The sequence below is a fragment of the Streptomyces mashuensis genome (assembly GCF_014654785.1).
In the GTDB taxonomy this organism is placed as follows: Bacteria; Actinomycetota; Actinomycetes; order Streptomycetales; family Streptomycetaceae; genus Streptomyces; species Streptomyces mashuensis.
Genome location: NZ_BNBD01000004.1, coordinates 443373 through 459280, shown reverse-complemented (window position 1 = coordinate 459280; position 15908 = coordinate 443373). Strand labels below are relative to the sequence as shown.

At 71.5% G+C, this 15908-nt stretch carries 11 protein-coding genes and 5 tRNA genes; 9 read left to right on the top strand and 7 right to left on the bottom strand.

The window, feature by feature from the left end; translation table 11 throughout:
- Positions 1-394 precede the first annotated feature (394 nt).
- Together IE305_RS13955 and IE305_RS13950 are read right to left on the bottom strand one after the other, a co-directional pair.
- Positions 395-467, bottom strand: a tRNA-Lys gene (locus IE305_RS13955).
- A 132-nt stretch (positions 468-599) separates the two neighbouring features.
- Complete coding sequence (locus IE305_RS13950; RefSeq protein WP_190129831.1) at positions 600-2735, bottom strand: DEAD/DEAH box helicase; 2136 nt, start codon at positions 2733-2735, stop codon at positions 600-602.
- Positions 2736-3022: 287 nt separating this feature from the next.
- Between IE305_RS13950 and IE305_RS13945 the strand changes: the two genes are divergently transcribed.
- Positions 3023-3511, top strand: coding sequence for a hypothetical protein (locus IE305_RS13945; protein WP_190129830.1), 489 nt, complete (start codon positions 3023-3025; stop codon positions 3509-3511).
- Positions 3512-3587: 76 nt separating this feature from the next.
- Here IE305_RS13945 and IE305_RS13940 read toward each other — a convergent pair whose 3' ends face one another.
- Positions 3588-3938, bottom strand: coding sequence for a metallopeptidase family protein (locus IE305_RS13940; protein WP_190129829.1), 351 nt, complete (start codon positions 3936-3938; stop codon positions 3588-3590).
- Positions 3939-4087: 149 nt separating this feature from the next.
- Between IE305_RS13940 and IE305_RS13935 the strand changes: the two genes are divergently transcribed.
- The 6 genes from IE305_RS13935 to IE305_RS32985 all read left to right on the top strand — a co-directional run bounded on the left by IE305_RS13935 (position 4088) and on the right by IE305_RS32985 (position 9072).
- Positions 4088-4160 (top strand) — tRNA-Glu (locus tag IE305_RS13935).
- Between the two features lie 50 nt (positions 4161-4210).
- A tRNA-Asp gene (locus IE305_RS13930) sits at positions 4211-4285 on the top strand.
- A 21-nt stretch (positions 4286-4306) separates the two neighbouring features.
- Positions 4307-4380 (top strand) — tRNA-Phe (locus IE305_RS13925).
- A gap of 143 nt (positions 4381-4523) precedes the next feature.
- On the top strand, positions 4524-8534 hold the full coding sequence (hrpA, locus tag IE305_RS13920; protein ID WP_190129828.1) for an ATP-dependent RNA helicase HrpA: 4011 nt from the start codon (positions 4524-4526) through the stop codon (positions 8532-8534).
- 108 nt (positions 8535-8642) lie between these two features.
- Positions 8643-8717 (top strand) — tRNA-Asp (locus tag IE305_RS13915).
- 196 nt (positions 8718-8913) lie between these two features.
- On the top strand, positions 8914-9072 hold the full coding sequence (locus IE305_RS32985; protein ID WP_229890952.1) for a DUF6274 family protein: 159 nt from the start codon (positions 8914-8916) through the stop codon (positions 9070-9072).
- A 466-nt stretch (positions 9073-9538) separates the two neighbouring features.
- Here IE305_RS32985 and bldC read toward each other — a convergent pair whose 3' ends face one another.
- Both bldC and IE305_RS13900 read right to left on the bottom strand, forming a co-directional pair.
- Positions 9539-9745 carry a developmental transcriptional regulator BldC gene (bldC, locus tag IE305_RS13905; RefSeq protein WP_003949541.1) on the bottom strand — a complete coding sequence of 69 codons (207 nt, stop codon included), beginning with the start codon at positions 9743-9745 and terminating at the stop codon, positions 9539-9541.
- Between the two features lie 513 nt (positions 9746-10258).
- Complete coding sequence (locus IE305_RS13900; RefSeq protein WP_190129827.1) at positions 10259-11095, bottom strand: DUF8083 family protein; 837 nt, start codon at positions 11093-11095, stop codon at positions 10259-10261.
- Between the two features lie 168 nt (positions 11096-11263).
- Here IE305_RS13900 and IE305_RS13895 point away from each other — a divergent pair, with 168 nt between their 5' ends.
- Together IE305_RS13895 and IE305_RS13890 are read left to right on the top strand one after the other, a co-directional pair.
- On the top strand, positions 11264-12400 hold the full coding sequence (locus IE305_RS13895; RefSeq protein WP_190129826.1) for a Leu/Phe/Val dehydrogenase: 1137 nt from the start codon (positions 11264-11266) through the stop codon (positions 12398-12400).
- Between the two features lie 346 nt (positions 12401-12746).
- Positions 12747-12995, top strand: a complete 249-nt coding sequence (locus tag IE305_RS13890) for a DUF3073 domain-containing protein (protein WP_190129825.1) — start codon at positions 12747-12749, stop codon at positions 12993-12995.
- Positions 12996-13184: 189 nt separating this feature from the next.
- Here IE305_RS13890 and purM read toward each other — a convergent pair whose 3' ends face one another.
- Positions 13185-14264, bottom strand: coding sequence for a phosphoribosylformylglycinamidine cyclo-ligase (purM, locus tag IE305_RS13885; protein ID WP_190129824.1), 1080 nt, complete (start codon positions 14262-14264; stop codon positions 13185-13187).
- 44 nt (positions 14265-14308) lie between these two features.
- Entirely contained in the window at positions 14309-15826 is a 1518-nt protein-coding gene (gene purF / locus IE305_RS13880; RefSeq protein WP_190129823.1) for an amidophosphoribosyltransferase, read from the bottom strand.
- Positions 15827-15908: the final 82 nt, after the last annotated feature.

Here is a 15908-nt window from a genome sequence, read left to right as displayed (position 1 = left end):
CGGGCCATAGCGGGTGCTCCGGACGACTGGAGCACCCGAGGTCGGGGGCGCCCTCGACAGCGCCACTGTGGCCGTTCCGCAGCCGGCCGCACCCGGACGCCGCGTGATCTGCGTCGCGCGGCGGCGATCTCCACAAGATCAAGGAGATGCTGCGGCACACCACCATCACGCCGATCTCGGATAGCTGCACGAGGCTGCTGCCGGAGACCGACGGGGAAGTCGCGGAGAACGCCGCGTGCCTGGCGCCCCGGGCCCGCTCGGCCGGTAACCCCGACGCTGCCGGGCTCACTTCGGGCTCACATGAGGCCCCAGACATGTCTTCGCCCCGGCTGGAGAAACCCAGCCGGGGCGAGAAGATGCAGGTCAGAGACGGTGTCGCGACCTCATCGGGCGGTAGGCCGTGTGGGACTCGAACCCACAACCAATGGATTAAAAGTCCACTGCTCTGCCAATTGAGCTAACGGCCCGTACACCGCAGCATAGCCCGGACCGCCGCCGGAGCCGGAGTCGTTGTGGGTCACACACGTGTCCGGGGCGGTCACGCACGAGGGCCCGTGCGGCGTGGAACGCCGTACGGGCCCTCATATCAGCTGGTGGTGTCAGCCGTTGCGCTTCCAGCGCGGCTTGTCGGTGCGGCGGTCGAAGGACGAGCCGCCGCGGTGGTCGTCCCGACGGCCGTACGGGCGGTCGGCGTTGCCGGAGCGGAAGCCGCCGGAGGGGCGGTGGTCGTCGCGGCGGTCGCGGTTGTACGGACGGTCGCTGCCACCGGAGCGGAAGCCGCCGCCCACGCGGTCGTCACGGCGCTCCTCGCGGCGGAAGCCACCGTCGCGACGGTCGTCCCGGCGGAAACCGCCACGGTCGTCACGGCGCTCGTCCCGGCGGAAGCCGCCACGGTCGTCGCGACGGTCCTCACGGCGGAAGCCACCGCGGTCGTCACGGCGGTCGTCGCGACGGTCGTCCCGGCGGAAGCCGCCACGGTCGTCACGGCGCTCCTCGCGGCGGAAGCCGCCACGGTCGTCACGGCGCTCCTCGCGGCGGAAGCCACCGCGGTCCTCGCGACGGTCGTCACGGCGGAAGCCGCCACGGTCGTCGCGACGGTCGTCACGGCGGAAGCCACCGCGGTCGCCGCGGTCCCGGTCGCGGTCCTCGCGGCCCGGCTGGGACGGGATGCGCGGGGCGGCGGCCGCGGCCTCGGCGCGGGCCTCGGCCTCGGCCTCCTTCGCCGCCTCGGCCGCGGCGACCTCGGCGGCCGCGGCCAGGGCCTCGTCCGGGTCCTCGCCGCGCTCGCGGGCGGCGCGGGCCAGGAGGCGGTCGGCCTCCTCGCGGAGCTCGGTGGCGCGGCGCTGGGCGCGCTCCAGGGCGCGGGTCAGGTCGCGCAGCTCGCGCTCGGCCTGCTTGGCGGCGTTGGCGGCGGAGTCGGCCTGGACCTCGGTCAGGGAGCGGGCGCCGGTGATGCGGGCGACGTCCTCGTCGAAGGCGCCGGCGCCGCCGACGATGTGGCGCGAGGCGTCGACGCCCGCGTCCTCCATCAGGCGGAAGATCTGGCGGCGCTGGTGCGGCAGGGCCAGGGAGACCACGGTGCCGGACTGGCCGGCGCGGGCGGTGCGGCCCGAGCGGTGCAGGTAGTCCTTGTGGTCACCGGCCGGGTCCACGTTCAGCACCAGGTCGATGCCGTCGACGTGGATGCCGCGGGCGGCGACGTCGGTGGCGACCAGGACGTTGACCTGGCCGGCCTTGAAGTTCTCCAGGACCCGGGTGCGGGCGCCCTGCGTCATGCCGCCGTGCAGCGCGTCGGCGCGCACACCGGCGTCGAGCAGCTGCTCGGCGACGCGGTCGGCACCCATCTGGGTGCGGACGAAGATGATCGTGCGGCCCTTGCGGGCGGCGATGGCGGCCGTGACCGGCGCCTTGTCCTTCGGCTTCACCACGAGCACGTGGTGGGTCATCGTGGTGACCGCGCCGGCCGACGGGTCGACCTCGTGCGTGACGGGGTCGACGAGGTAGCGTTTGACCAGGGTGTCGATCTCGTTCTCCAGCGTCGCGGAGAACAGCAGGCGCTGGCCGCCCGGCGGCACCAGGTCGAGGATCTCGGTGACCTCGGGCAGGAAGCCCATGTCGGCCATCTGGTCGGCCTCGTCGAGGACGGCGATCTGCACCTTGTCCAGGGAGGCGGCGCCGCGCTCGATCAGGTCGCGGAGGCGGCCGGGGGTGGCCACGAGGATGTCGACGCCGCGCTCCAGGGCGTGGATCTGGTTGCCCATGGACGTACCGCCGCAGACGACCTTCATCTTCAGGCCGAGCACGTCGCCGTACGGCTGGAGGGCGTCGGCGACCTGCATCGCCAGCTCGCGGGTCGGGGTGAGGATCAGGCCGCGCGGGCGCTTGCGCTCGGTGTGGCCGTCGGCCAGCACGGACAGCAGCGGCAGGCCGAAGGAGAGGGTCTTGCCGGAGCCGGTGCGGCCGCGGCCCAGGATGTCCTTGCCGGCCAGGGCGTCCGGGATGGTCGCGGCCTGGATCGGGAAGGGCGTGGTGACACCGTTCTGCGCGAGCTTGCGGACGACGGCCTCGTCCAGGCCCAGGTCGGCGAAGGTGATCTGCGGCTCGGTGGGCTCGGCGGTCTCGGTGGGCTCGACGGCCTCGGCGGCCGGAGCGGTCTCGATGGCCTCGGTGACCTCGACGAGCTCGGCGGTCTCGACGGCCTCGGGCATGGCGGTGGTGTCAGGGGAAATGGACATGCGAAATGCGAAAACCTTCCGGAGTTTCGGCACGCGCCCAGTACTCCGTGTCGGCTTCACAAATGACCGCCTCGATGCGGTCAGCCACGGCAAGGTAAGGAACGCGCCACACGACGCGCTTCTCACAGGGCGCCGGGCAAATGGGATCAAACGATCTGCCACCATACGCACTCCTGGGCCCGGAGCGCAAGCCCCCCAGGTCGGAGGGGCCGGACGGGTTACGGCGGCGGGTTACGGCGACGGGTTACGACGACTGCCCCGGACCCGGCTGCGAGGGCGGCTGCGTCGTGGGGGGCTGCTGCGAGGGCGGGGTCGGCGGCGCCTGGGTGACCGGGGGCTGGGTGGGCGGCTGGGAGGGCGCCGGCGGCCGCGCCGGGCCCTGCGTGGCCGGCGCCGGGCCGGCCGTCGGCCGGGACGGCCCGGCGGGCTTCCCGGCCCGCCCCGGCGGCGGGGAGCTCTCCGCCGCCGACGGGCTCGCCGACGGCGTACCGGAGCGGCCGCCCTTCGCCGCGGGGCTGCCGCTCGCCCCGCCCTTCGCCGCCTTGTTGTCGGCCCGGCCCGGCCGGCCGCCCGGCATCCGCAGGCCCCCGTCGGGGTCCGAGCCCGCCTCGCGGTGCCTGGCCGCCTCCGAGGGCGAGGGGTGTCCCGGGTCGCTCACGCTCATGCACCCGCCCAGGGCCAGGGTGGCCGCGGCCACGGCCGCGAGCCGGGTGAACGCTGTCGCGTGCGCTGAGGGTGCGCGCAGGGGTGGGCGCATGGGTGGGACCGCCTTCTGATGCAGGGGACATGCCCCCTGCCCAACTGGCGCCGGGCCGCGCAGGACACGCGGGCGGGGCGGCGTCCCCGTGCCCGTCAGCCGTAGCCCAGGGCGTGCAGCCGGTCGTCGTCGATGCCGAAGTGGTGGGCGACCTCGTGAACCACCGTCACCTCGACCTCCTCCACGACCTCCTCCCGCGTCGCGCACATGCGCAGCGTCGGGCCGCGGTAGATCGTGATCCGGTCGGGCAGCACCCCGGCGTACCACTCGCCGCGCTCGGTGATCGGCGTGCCCTCGTACAGGCCGAGCAGGTCGGGGTGGTCCCCCTCGGGCTCGTCCTCGACGAACACGGCGACGTTGTCCATCAGCCGCGTCAGCTCCGGCGGGATCCGGTCCAGGCCCTCGGCGACCAGTTCCTCGAACTCCTCGCGCGTCATCTCCAGCACGCCGCCATTGTCCCCGCGCGGGGCCGCCGGGACCCCTCCGGGCGGGGCCGCCGCAAACCCCGCGGCAAACCGTTTTGGCGATACCTCCTCGCATCCCATATGCTTCTCACGTCCCCGAGGCGCCGACGAGGCGCCCAGGTGGGCCATCAGCCCTCATCGTCTAGTGGCCCAGGACGCCGCCCTTTCAAGGCGGTAGCACGGGTTCGAATCCCGTTGGGGGCACCCTGGAACGTGTGCGAGACTTGTTCTCGCGCACCGACCGGATGAAGCAAGGTCCTGTGGAGCAGTTTGGAGTGCTCGCCACCCTGTCAAGGTGGAGGCCGCGGGTTCAAATCCCGTCAGGACCGCTGCGACCCTCGTGGTCGCTCGGCTGGGTAGCTCAGTTGGTACGAGCGTCCGCCTGAAAAGCGGAAGGTCGCCGGTTCGACCCCGGCCCCAGCCACAGTGAGGCCCCCATCGCGAGATGGGGGCCTCAGTGTTTTCCGGCCCGCGCCCCCTTTCCATTCCGGCCCGCCGCCCACGTCCCCGCCCCCGCCCCAAATGCGTTCGCCCCCCGCCCGGGGCTGGTGCGATGCTGGGTGGCGTATGTCTACGCAGCCTGCCACCGCCACTTTCGCCGACCTGGCCGCCCGCCTGCCCGAGCTGACGTTGCGCGACGCGCAGCGGCTGGGCCGCCGGCTGGACGGGGCGCGCCGTATCCGCAAGCCCGAGGCCAGGGCCGCCGTCCTGGCCGAGATCGCGGCGGAGACCGGCGCCGCCGAGCTGCGCGTGGCGGCCCGCCGTGCGGCCGTACCGGAGATCAGCTACCCCGAGGCGCTGCCGGTCAGCCAGAAGAAGGACGACATCCTCCGGGCGATACGCGACCACCAGGTCGTGATCGTCGCGGGTGAGACGGGTTCGGGCAAGACCACCCAGATCCCCAAGATCTGCCTGGAGCTGGGCCGCGGCGTACGGGGTGTGATCGGTCACACCCAGCCGCGCCGGATCGCCGCCCGTACGGTGGCGGAGCGCGTGGCCGAGGAGCTGCGGACGCCGCTGGGCGAGGCGGTGGGCTGGAAGGTGCGGTTCACGGACCAGGTCGGCGACACGACCATGGTCAAGCTGATGACCGACGGCATCCTGCTGGCGGAGATCCAGACCGACCGTGACCTGCGCCAGTACGACACGATCATCATCGACGAGGCGCACGAGCGCAGCCTCAACATCGACTTCCTGCTCGGCTATCTGGCCCAGCTGCTCCCCCGGCGCCCCGACCTCAAGGTCGTGATCACGTCGGCGACGATCGACCCGGAGCGCTTCTCCCGCCACTTCGGCGATGCGCCGATCGTGGAGGTCAGCGGGCGGACGTACCCGGTGGAGGTCCGCTACCGGCCGCTCCTCGAAGAGGAGAGCGGCGACGCGGACCGCGACCAGATCACCGCGATCTGCGACGCCGTGGACGAGCTGCGCCGCGAGGGGCCGGGCGACGTCCTCGTCTTCCTCTCCGGTGAGCGCGAGATCCGCGACACGGCGGACGCGCTGGAGAAGAAGAAGCTGCCGTTCACGGAGATCCTGCCGCTGTACGCGCGGCTGTCGCACGCGGAGCAGCACCGGGTCTTCCAGCGGCCGGGCAACCAGACGCTGCACCGCATCGTGCTGGCGACGAACGTCGCCGAGACGTCGCTGACGGTGCCGGGCATCAAGTACGTGATCGACCCGGGCTTCGCCCGGATCTCGCGCTACAGCCACCGCACGAAGGTGCAGCGGCTGCCGATCGAGCCGGTCTCGCAGGCCAGCGCCAACCAGCGCAAGGGCCGCTGCGGCCGGACGAGCGACGGCATCTGCATCCGGCTGTACGCGGAGGACGACTTCCTCTCCCGGCCGGAGTTCACCGACGCCGAGATCCTGCGCACGAACCTCGCGTCCGTCATCCTCCAGATGACCGCGGCCGGCCTGGGCGACATCGAGAAGTTCCCGTTCATCGACGCGCCGGACCGGCGCAACATCAAGGACGGTGTGGCCCTGCTCCAGGAGCTGGGCGCGCTGGACCCGGAGCAGAAGGACCCGAAGAAGCGGCTGACGCCGCTGGGCCGGAAGCTGGCGCAGCTGCCGGTGGACCCGCGGCTGGCGCGGATGGTGCTGGAGGCCGACAAGAACGGCTGTGTCCGCGAGGTGATGGTGATCGCGGCGGCGCTGTCGATCCAGGACCCGCGGGAGCGGCCGGCGGAGAAGCAGCAGCAGGCCGACCAGCAGCACGCCCGGTTCAAGGACGAGACGAGCGACTTCCTCGCCTTCCTGAACCTGTGGCGGTACGTGCGCGAGCAGCAGAAGACGCTGTCGTCGTCGGCGTTCCGCCGGATGTGCAAGCAGGAGTACCTGAACTACCTGCGCATACGTGAGTGGCAGGACATCTACTACCAGCTGCGTACGGTCGCCAAGGGCATGGGCATCCACCTGTCGGAGGACGAGGCCCCGGCGGACCGTGTGCACCAGTCGCTGCTGGCGGGTCTGCTCTCCCACATCGGCCTGAAGGACACCGACAAGAACAACGAGTACCTGGGGGCGCGGAGTGCCAAGTTCGCCGTGTTCCCCGGGTCGGCGCTGTTCAAGAAGCCGCCGCGCTGGGTGATGTCGGCGGAGCTGGTGGAGACGTCCCGGCTGTGGGCGCGGGTGAACGCGCGCATCGAGCCCGAGTGGGTCGAGCCGCTGGCGCAGCACCTGGTGAAGCGCACGTACAGCGAGCCGCACTGGGAGCAGAAGCAGGCGGCGGTGATGGCGTACGAGCGGGTGACGCTCTACGGCGTGCCGATCGTGGCGCAGCGCAAGGTCACCTACGGCCGGATCGACCCGGAGACCAGCCGTGAGCTGTTCATCCGGCACGCGCTGGTGGAGGGCGACTGGCGGACGCACCACCGCTTCTTCCACGACAACCGCAAGTTGCTGGAGGAGGTCGAGGAGCTGGAGCACCGGGCCCGGCGCCGCGGCATCCTCGTGGACGACGAGACGCTGTTCGACTTCTACGACCAGCGGCTGCCGGAGCACGTGGTCTCGGGCGCGCACTTCGACTCGTGGTGGAAGCACAAGCAGCGCGAGGAGCCGCAGCTGCTCGACTTCGAGCACTCGATGCTCATCAACGAGAACGCGGAGGCGGTCACCAAGGCCGACTACCCGGACGCGTGGCGGCAGGGCCGGCTGAAGTTCAAGGTCACGTACCAGTTCGAGCCGGGGGCGGACGCGGACGGCGTGACGGTGCATGTGCCGCTCCAGGTGCTCAACCAGGTGTCGGCCGACGGTTTCGACTGGCAGATCCCGGGGCTGCGGGAGCAGCTGGTGACGGAGCTGATCCGGTCGCTGCCGAAGGCGGTGCGGCGGCACTGCGTGCCCGCGCCGAACTATGCGCAGCGGTTCCTGGCGGAGCTGGGCGGGGAGGTGCCGGAGCAGCCGCTGACGGTGGCGCTGGCGCACCGGCTGCACCGGATGACGGGTGTCCGGGTGGAGCCGGAGGACTTCGACGCCGGCCGCGTCCCCGACCACCTCAAGATCACGTTCCGGGTCGTCGACGAGCGCCGCCGGAAAATCGCCGAGGACAAGGACCTGGAGGAGCTGCGGGTCCGGCTCAAGCCGAAGACGCAGGCGGCGATCAGCAGGGCCTTCGAGGAGGCCACGACGGCCGCCAAGGGCGCGAAGGGCACCCGGGGCGCGAAGGCCGGGTCCGGGGCCGCCGGTGGCGGTGCCGCGGCGCCCGAGCAGCGCTCGGGCCTGACGTCGTGGACGATCGGCACGCTGCCGCGCACCTTCGAGACGCGGCGCGCGGGCCAGCCGGTCAAGGCGTACCCGGCGCTGGTGGACGAGGGTGCCTCGGTGGCCGTACGGCTCTTCGACACGGAGGAGGAGCAGCGGGAGGCGATGTGGCGCGGTACGCGCCGGCTGGTCCTGCTGAACCTGCCGTCGAACCCGGCGAAGTTCGCCCAGGACAAGCTGGGCAACCAGCAGAAGCTGGCGCTGTCGGCCAATCCGCACGGCTCGGTGCAGGCGCTGTTCGACGACTGCGTCGCGGGTGCGGCGGACAAGCTGATCGCGGCGCACGGCGGCCCGGCGTGGGACGAGGAGTCCTTCCGGAAGCTGTTCGACGCGGTGCGGGCCGACATCGTGGACGAGACGCTGCTGACCGTCCGCCGGGTGCAGGAGGTGCTGGCCGCCTGGCAGGCGTGCGAGCGCCGGCTGAAGGCGACGAACAGCCCGGTGCTGCTGACGTCCCTGGCGGACATCAGGGAGCAGCTGTCGGCGCTCGTCAAGCCGGGGTTCGTGACGGAGCACGGCGTACGGCGGCTGCCGGACCTGCTGCGGTACCTGGTGGCGGTGGACCGCCGGCTGACGCAGCTGCCGACGGGCGGCGAGCGGGACCGGGCGCGGATGGCCAAGGTGCACGAGATGCAGGACGAGTACGCGTGGCTGCTGGAGCAGTTCCCGAAGGGGCGGCCGGTGCCGGCGGAGGCCCGGGAGATCCGCTGGATGATCGAGGAGCTGCGGGTGAGCTACTTCGCGCACGCGCTCGGCACGGCGTACCCGGTGTCGGACAAGCGCATCGTGAAGGCGATCGACAAGCTGGCGCCCTGAGACGGGTGGGGGGCGTGTGCCGCACGCCTCACCGCGCTGGTTCGACCGCACCCCCTGACCTGCTGTAGAGTCTTGCTTCGCAGCCCCCGGAAGGGGAAAGCACAGCAAGGTCCTGTGGAGCAGTTTGGAGTGCTCGCCACCCTGTCAAGGTGGAGGCCGCGGGTTCAAATCCCGTCAGGACCGCACCGGTTGAAGGCCCGGATCCGTCGTACGACGGATCCGGGCCTTCTGCGTTCGTCCTTGACTGCGACACGTGCCAGGGGTACCCAGTGGGTGGGAGGTGCTGCGCTCGATGACGACGACCACCCGGACCGGCGATCCACGGACCGGCGACCGGCAGGCCGGCGACCCGCGGACCGGCGACCAGCGGGCCGAGGGCATCCGGCACGCGACGCGGGCGCTGTTGCGCGCCCACCTCTCCGCGGCCGCCGGCTACCGCCACCTGACCCGGCACTGCCCCGTGTGCCACCGGCTGCTGCGGCTCGCGCAGGAGTCGGGTGGCGAGCCGCGCGAGGGCGGCGGGCCCGTCCTGCGCTGAAGGGCGCTGTGCCCCGTACCGCGCCGGGCACCAACGGCGTGGCGTTACGCCCCGGTTCATTACCCCAGTGGCACGATGAGTGACAAGTCCGTCGCGTTGTGACAGGTGTCACCGAAAGAGTTTTGCGGATGAGGGAACTCGGCCCCTTCCGGCACCCGGTCAATTTAATATGTGCAATTGCACCCGACCGGAGGAGGTGCCGGGCCGGCCCGTGCGGCCGGGGGCCCTCCTTTCGGGGGAGCTTCGCGGGCGCCGCACCGGAGGCGTTTCCCGGCGCGCGCCCGCACAAAAAAGAGATCGCGCTGGACCCGGCGGAGTCCAGCGCGATCGACGACCGGCCCAAGTCGGTGGGCGGGGAACCTGTTGGGGCAGGCTCCCGTATCGCTTTTCGTGCCTGTCGTGCTGTGGAGCTTCAGAAGGGCGATCGCCGGGTTGGGGGCCCCGGAATCACCCGGTCATTCAGTTGTCAGGCCTCGCTGCGCTGCTGGGGAATGCCCGCCAGCAGGGCGCGGACCTCTGCCTCGCGGTAGCGCCGGTGCCCTCCGAGCGTGCGGATGGACGTGAGCTTGCCTGCCTTCGCCCAACGGGTGACCGTCTTCGGGTCCACGCGGAACATCGTGGCAACCTCAGCCGGGGTCAGCAGCGGCTCGGCATCAGGGGTGCGAGCGGTCATGAGCGGCCTCCTCGGGAGAACCGAACCATCACGTCGGTTCTTTCCTCTAAATTCTGCACCTTGACCCGCGTTGCCCGAAATGGCGGACGCGGGCCGAGTCGGTTATAGGACGAACGGCTTGTCCTCGGCACTACAACTACACCATCTGTCCAGCCACGTCGGCCAAACCGATGGAATTGCCCTCTCAGGTGTTCAACCTCGACGGAAGCCGATGGACCATGCCATAGCGGACAGTCACGCCGCTGTGACGATCAGTCACGGTGGGATCAAACAGATCAGGGGCCACCAGACCCGCCAAGAAGTGCAATGCCGAACTATCCGCCCTTACTTGAGCGGAAGGAGCCCTTCCCGGACTCCTTGTCCTATTTTGCCACGAGGATGGGCGATCAGCGCAAGACCTAACGTAAGTGCATTAGGTCACGGTTGCCGCTTTGCTCCGGCATTGGCCCGGATCAGGACCTAGGTCCCGCCGCGCCGGCTCCCGGCCCCGGCCGCCCGGGCCGCCACCCGGGGTCAGTTGGCGAACTGGCGGTCCCGGACCGCCCGCCAACGCTCCGTCAGCCGCTCGTACGCCTCACCGGCCCGCACGCCGTCACCCGCCCGCAGCGCCGCGAGCCCCTCCGCCGTGTCGGCGGCGGAACGGTCCTCGGCGAGCTGTGCTTCGGGAACCATATGCACAAGTCCCCCGTAGTCCAGCTCCACCAGGGAGCGCGGATGGAACTCTTCCAGCCACCGCCCCACCTCCACCAGCCCGTCGATCAGCGGCCCCTCCTCCAGGGAGTCCCGCAGCGTACGCAGCCCGCGGGCCACCCGGCGCCGCGCCTGGACCATGGGCGTGCGGTAGCGCAGCCGCGGCCCGTCGGCGCCCTTGCCGTACTCCCGCTCCTCGTCGGCGAAGAGGACGAACCAGCGCAGCGGCACCTGCCAGGTGGCCGTCCTGATCCACGGCCGGGCGTCGGGGTTCCGCTCCAGCCAGCGCTCGTAGTCGGCGACCGCCTGGCGCCGCACGACGGGCGGCAGCACCGCGTCGAGGACCGGCGCCGGGAACCGCTCCGCCAGCTCCTGCAGCGCCAGCCAGCCGCGCAGCCGGGTCCGCCACGGACAGACGCACACCACGCCGTCCACGACCGCCACGAACGCGTCCGCGCTCTCGTGCACCGGCACCGCGACCGGCGGCGTCGGCAGCAAGTCCGCCAGCGACCGGCGCAGTTCGTCCTGGGCGCCCGGCAGGACGGCCCGCCGGGCGTACCGGGCCCAGTGACCCCGCTCCGGCTCCGGGAACGCCCCCAGGGGCTCGTACACCCGCAGATACGCCGCGTACGGAACGTTCACCGACGACGCCACGCCCACGCTCGCTCCCTCACGCCGCAGGACAGCTCCCATACCGACCGAATCGTCCCATGCCGGGGACGCACGGGAGAGTGATCCTCGGCACGCGGAGAACCGGCCGGGCCTGCAGGCCCTACCCTCATGCCAACCGGCCCTCCACCACCCCTCGGAGGGCGACCTCCGCGACATATGGGAGTCACCACCGTGACCGACGTACGTCCCTCCGCCCCCACCGGCATCGGCGCCGGCGGCGGCGTGCTGCACACCCTCTTCCGGTCCGAGCTCGGCGGCCACGAACAGGTCGTGCTCTGCCAGGACCGCGAGAGCGGCCTGAAGGCCGTCATCGCCCTCCATTCCACGGCGCTGGGCCCCGCCCTCGGCGGCACCCGCTTCTACCCGTACGCCTCCGAGGAGGAGGCCGTGCTCGACGCGCTCAACCTGTCGCGCGGCATGTCGTACAAGAACGCCCTGGCCGGGCTCGACCACGGCGGCGGTAAGGCCGTGATCATAGGGGACCCCGAGACGATCAAGACCGAACAACTGCTGCTCGTATATGGCCGATTCGTGGCCTCGCTCGGCGGTCGTTACGTCACCGCCTGCGACGTCGGCACGTACGTCCAGGACATGGACGTGGTCGCCCGTGAGTGCCGCTGGACCACCGGCCGCTCCCCCGAGCAGGGCGGCGCCGGCGACTCGTCGGTGCTGACCGCCTTCGGCGTCTTCCAGGGCATGCGGGCCGCCGCGCAGAAGAAGTGGGGCGAGCCGACGCTGCGCGGCCGCCGGGTCGGCGTGGCCGGCGTCGGCAAGGTCGGCCACCACCTGGTGGACCACCTGGTCGAGGACGGCGCGGAGGTCGTGGTCACGGACGTACGGGCCGACGCCGTCGCCCGGGTCACCGGCCGGCACCCGCAGGTCACCGCGGTCGCCGACGCGGCCGCCCTGGTCCGTACCCCGCTGGACGTCTACGCCCCGTGCGCGCTCGGCGGCGCGCTGGACGACGCCACCGTGGCGGCCCTGACGGCCACGGTGGTCTGCGGCGCGGCCAACAACCAGCTCGCCCACCCCGGCGTCGAGAAGGACCTGGCCGACCGCGGCGTGCTCTACGCGCCGGACTACGTGGTGAACGCCGGTGGCGTGATCCAGGTCGCCGACGAGCTGCACGGCTTCGATTTCGACCGGGCGAAGGCGAAAGCAGCCAAGATCTACGACACGACATTGGCCATTTTCGATCGCGCGCAATCGGACGGCGTGCCTCCGGCGGTCGCGGCCGACCGCCTGGCCGAACAGCGGATGGCCGAGGCCCGCGCCGCGGCCGGCACCCGCTGACGGCACCCGAACGGCTACCGTCCGTCCGCCGTTCGGGTGAGGGGTCGCTGCGCAGCGGATCCCACAGACGGGCCACGAGGGGTGGTGAATGAGAGAACCCTCACCACCCCTCGGCGGGTCGGCGCTCGTAACACGTTAAAATCACAGCTGACCAGCGGGGACGGGGCCTCTCGCCGGTTGTGCTCCGTGGCACGTCATGCGGGCGACGTACCGTATGGCCACAGAAGCAGGTACCGTTGAAGCCCTACAGGCCGGATCCCCAACCGCGGATCCGCTCTGACTCATGATCGTGAACGCGTGTCAAGACTCTGGGGCCGTCGAGCCCCGTCAATGAGGGGGTCGAGCCATGGGGCGCGGCCGGGCCAAGGCCAAGCAGACAAAGGTCGCCCGCCAGCTGAAGTACAACAGCGGCGGGACCGACCTCGCACGTCTGGCCGAGGAGCTTGGCGCATCGCCGAGCCAGCAGCCGCCGAACGGCGAACCGTTCGAGGATGACGAGGACGACGACCCGTACGCGCGGTACGCCGAGCTGTACAACAAGGACGACGACGACGAGGACGAGTACGACACGTCCCGCCAGCGTCGCCGCGCCTGACCTCGGCTGAACCCGACCACGGACCCGGTCCAGGGCCTCTGCCAGGACCGGGTCTTGTGCTGCCGTGACGCTGGGCGCTGTGCCTTCGCGTCTTCCGGTACCCCGGTGCGGGCCGTCGTTCGACTGCGGGCCGTGTGTGCCCGCCCGTGCCGCCCCTGCGGCACGACCGCCCACACACGGCCCGAGGGCTCACACCGCGTAGTCACCCTCGAGGGTGACGGCTTCCGTCGCCTCGCCGCGCTCCCGCACCTCGCCGCACACCCACGCGTCCACGCCGCGGTCCGCCAGGACCGACAGGGCGACGTCCACCGACTGCTGCGGCACCACGGCCATCATGCCGACGCCCATGTTGAGCGTCTTCTCCAGCTCGGGCCGGACCACGCCGCCCAGCGAGCCGACCAGGTCGAAGATCGCGCCCGGCGCCCAGGTGGAGCGGTCCACCGTGGCGTGCAGGCCGTCCGGGACCACCCGGGCCAGGTTGTTGGCCAGGCCGCCGCCGGTGATGTGCGAGAACGCGTGCACCTCGGCCGTGCGCAGCAGCGCCAGGCAGTCCAGCGAGTAGATCTTCGTGGGCTCCAGCAGCTCCTCGCCGAGGGTCCGGCCCAGCTCGGGGACCTCGCGGTCCAGAGCCCAGCCGGCCCGGTCGAAGAGGACGTGGCGGACGAGTGAGTACCCGTTCGAGTGAAGTCCCGACGACGCCATCGCGATGACGACGTCACCCGCCCGCATCCGGTCGGCGCCCAGCACCGCGTCGGCCTCGACCACGCCCGTGCCGGCACCCGCGACGTCGAACTCGTCGGGGCCCAGCAGGCCGGGGTGCTCGGCGGTCTCGCCGCCGACCAGCGCGCAGCCGGCCAGGACACAGCCCTCGGCGATGCCCTTGACGACCGCCGCCACCCGCTCGGGGTGGAGCTTGCCGACGCAGATGTAGTCGGTCATGAACAGCGGCTCGGCACCGCAGACGACGATGTCGTCCATGACCATGGCCACCAGGTCGTGCCCGATGGTGTCGTAGACGCCCATGCGGCGCGCGATGTCGACCTTGGTGCCGACGCCGTCGGTGGCCGAGGCGAGCAGGGGACGCTCGTAGCGCTTGAGGGCAGAGGCGTCGAAGAGGCCGGCGAAGCCGCCGAGGCCGCCGACGACCTCGGGGCGGGTGGCCTTCTTCACCCACTGCTTCATCAGCTCGACGGCGTGGTCACCGGCCTCGATGTCCACGCCGGCCGATTTGTAGGACGCCGACGCACTGGCACCGGTGGTCTGAGACATGCTTCAGAACTTTCGTGTCGTACTGCGGGGGTGTTGCGGGGGTCCTACGGGCGGCGCAGGGCGTCGGCGGCGTCGGGGCCGCCGGCCAGCTCGCTCTCCAGCAGGTGCTTGCCCAGCAGCTCGGGGTCGGGCAGCTCGATGGGGTACTCGCCGTCGAAGCAGGCCCGGCACAGGTTGGGCTTGGCGATCGTGGTCGCCTCGATCATCCCGTCGAGGGAGATGTACGCCAGGGAGTCCGCGCCGAGCGACCGGCCGATCTCCTCGACGCTCATGCCGTTGGCGATCAGCTCCGCACGGGTGGCGAAGTCGATGCCGAAGAAGCAGGGCCACTTGATCGGCGGCGAGGAGATGCGCACGTGCACCTCGGCCGCCCCGGCCTCGCGCAGCATCCGCACCAGGGCGCGCTGGGTGTTGCCGCGGACGATCGAGTCGTCGACGACCACCAGGCGCTTGCCGCGGATGACCTCCTTGAGGGGGTTCAGCTTGAGCCGGATGCCGAGCTGGCGGATGGTCTGGCTGGGCTGGATGAACGTCCGGCCCACGTAGCTGTTCTTGACCAGGCCCGAGCCGTACGGGATGCCGCTGGCCTCGGCGTAGCCGACCGCGGCCGGCGTGCCGGACTCCGGGGTCGCTATCACCAGGTCCGCGTCGGCCGGCGCCTCGGCCGCCAGGCGGCGGCCCATCTCCACGCGGGAGAGGTAGACGTTCCGCCCGGCGATGTCGGTGTCGGGGCGGGCCAGGTACACGTACTCGAAGATGCAGCCCTTGGGGCGGGCCTCGGCGAAGCGGCTGGTCCGCACGCCCTGCTCGTCGATGGCGATCAGCTCGCCGGGCTCGATCTCGCGAACGAAGGACGCGCCCACGATGTCGAGGGCGGCCGTCTCGGAGGCCACCACCCAGCCGCGCTCCAGGCGGCCCAGGACCAGCGGGCGGATGCCCTGCGGGTCACGGGCGGCGTACAGCGTCTGCTCGTCCATGAAGACCAGGGAGAAGGCGCCCCGGACCCGCGGCAGGACCGCGGCGGCGGCCTGCTCGACGGTCAGCGGCTTGCCGTCCTCGTCGGTCTGGCCGGCCAGCAGGGCGGTGACCAGGTCGGTGTCGTTGGTCGCCGCCACCTGGGTGGCCCGGCCGTTGTCGCGGGGCAGCGCGGCGACCATCTCCGCCAGCTCGGCGGTGTTGACCAGGTTGCCGTTGTGACCCAGCGCGATCGAGCCGTTGGCCGTCGCCCGGAAGGTCGGCTGCGCGTTCTCCCACACCGAGGCTCCGGTGGTGGAGTAGCGGGCGTGTCCGACCGCGATATGGCCCTTGAGGGAGCCGAGGGATGTTTCGTCGAAGACCTGGGACACCAGTCCCATGTCCTTGAAAACGAGGATCTGGGAGCCGTTGCTCACCGCGATGCCCGCGGACTCCTGTCCACGGTGCTGCAGCGCGTACAGCCCGAAATAAGTGAGTTTGGAGACCTCTTCGCCCGGAGCCCAGACACCGAAGACGCCACACGCGTCCTGGGGGCCCTTTTCGCCGGGAAGCAGGTCGTGGTTGAGTCGTCCATCACCACGAGGCACACCTCGAGTCTATGGCAGGGACGAGGTTCATCCGAACCGGGGACGGCCGGTATTGCCTCACACCACGCACAGCCACACCTCG

What these genes read in the sequence shown, in the direction of transcription:
- bldC (WP_003949541.1), bottom strand. Translation starts at nt 9,745, where the DNA reads ATGACCGCTCGCACCCCTGATGCCGAGCCGCTGCTGACCCCGGCTGAG.
- IE305_RS13895 (WP_190129826.1), top strand. Translation starts at nt 11,264, where the DNA reads ATGGGAGTCACCACCGTGACCGACGTACGTCCCTCCGCCCCCACCGGC.
- hrpA (WP_190129828.1), top strand. Translation starts at nt 4,524, where the DNA reads ATGTCTACGCAGCCTGCCACCGCCACTTTCGCCGACCTGGCCGCCCGC.
- purM (WP_190129824.1), bottom strand. Translation starts at nt 14,264, where the DNA reads ATGTCTCAGACCACCGGTGCCAGTGCGTCGGCGTCCTACAAATCGGCC.
- IE305_RS13890 (WP_190129825.1), top strand. Translation starts at nt 12,747, where the DNA reads ATGGGGCGCGGCCGGGCCAAGGCCAAGCAGACAAAGGTCGCCCGCCAG.
- IE305_RS13950 (WP_190129831.1), bottom strand. Translation starts at nt 2,735, where the DNA reads ATGTCCATTTCCCCTGACACCACCGCCATGCCCGAGGCCGTCGAGACC.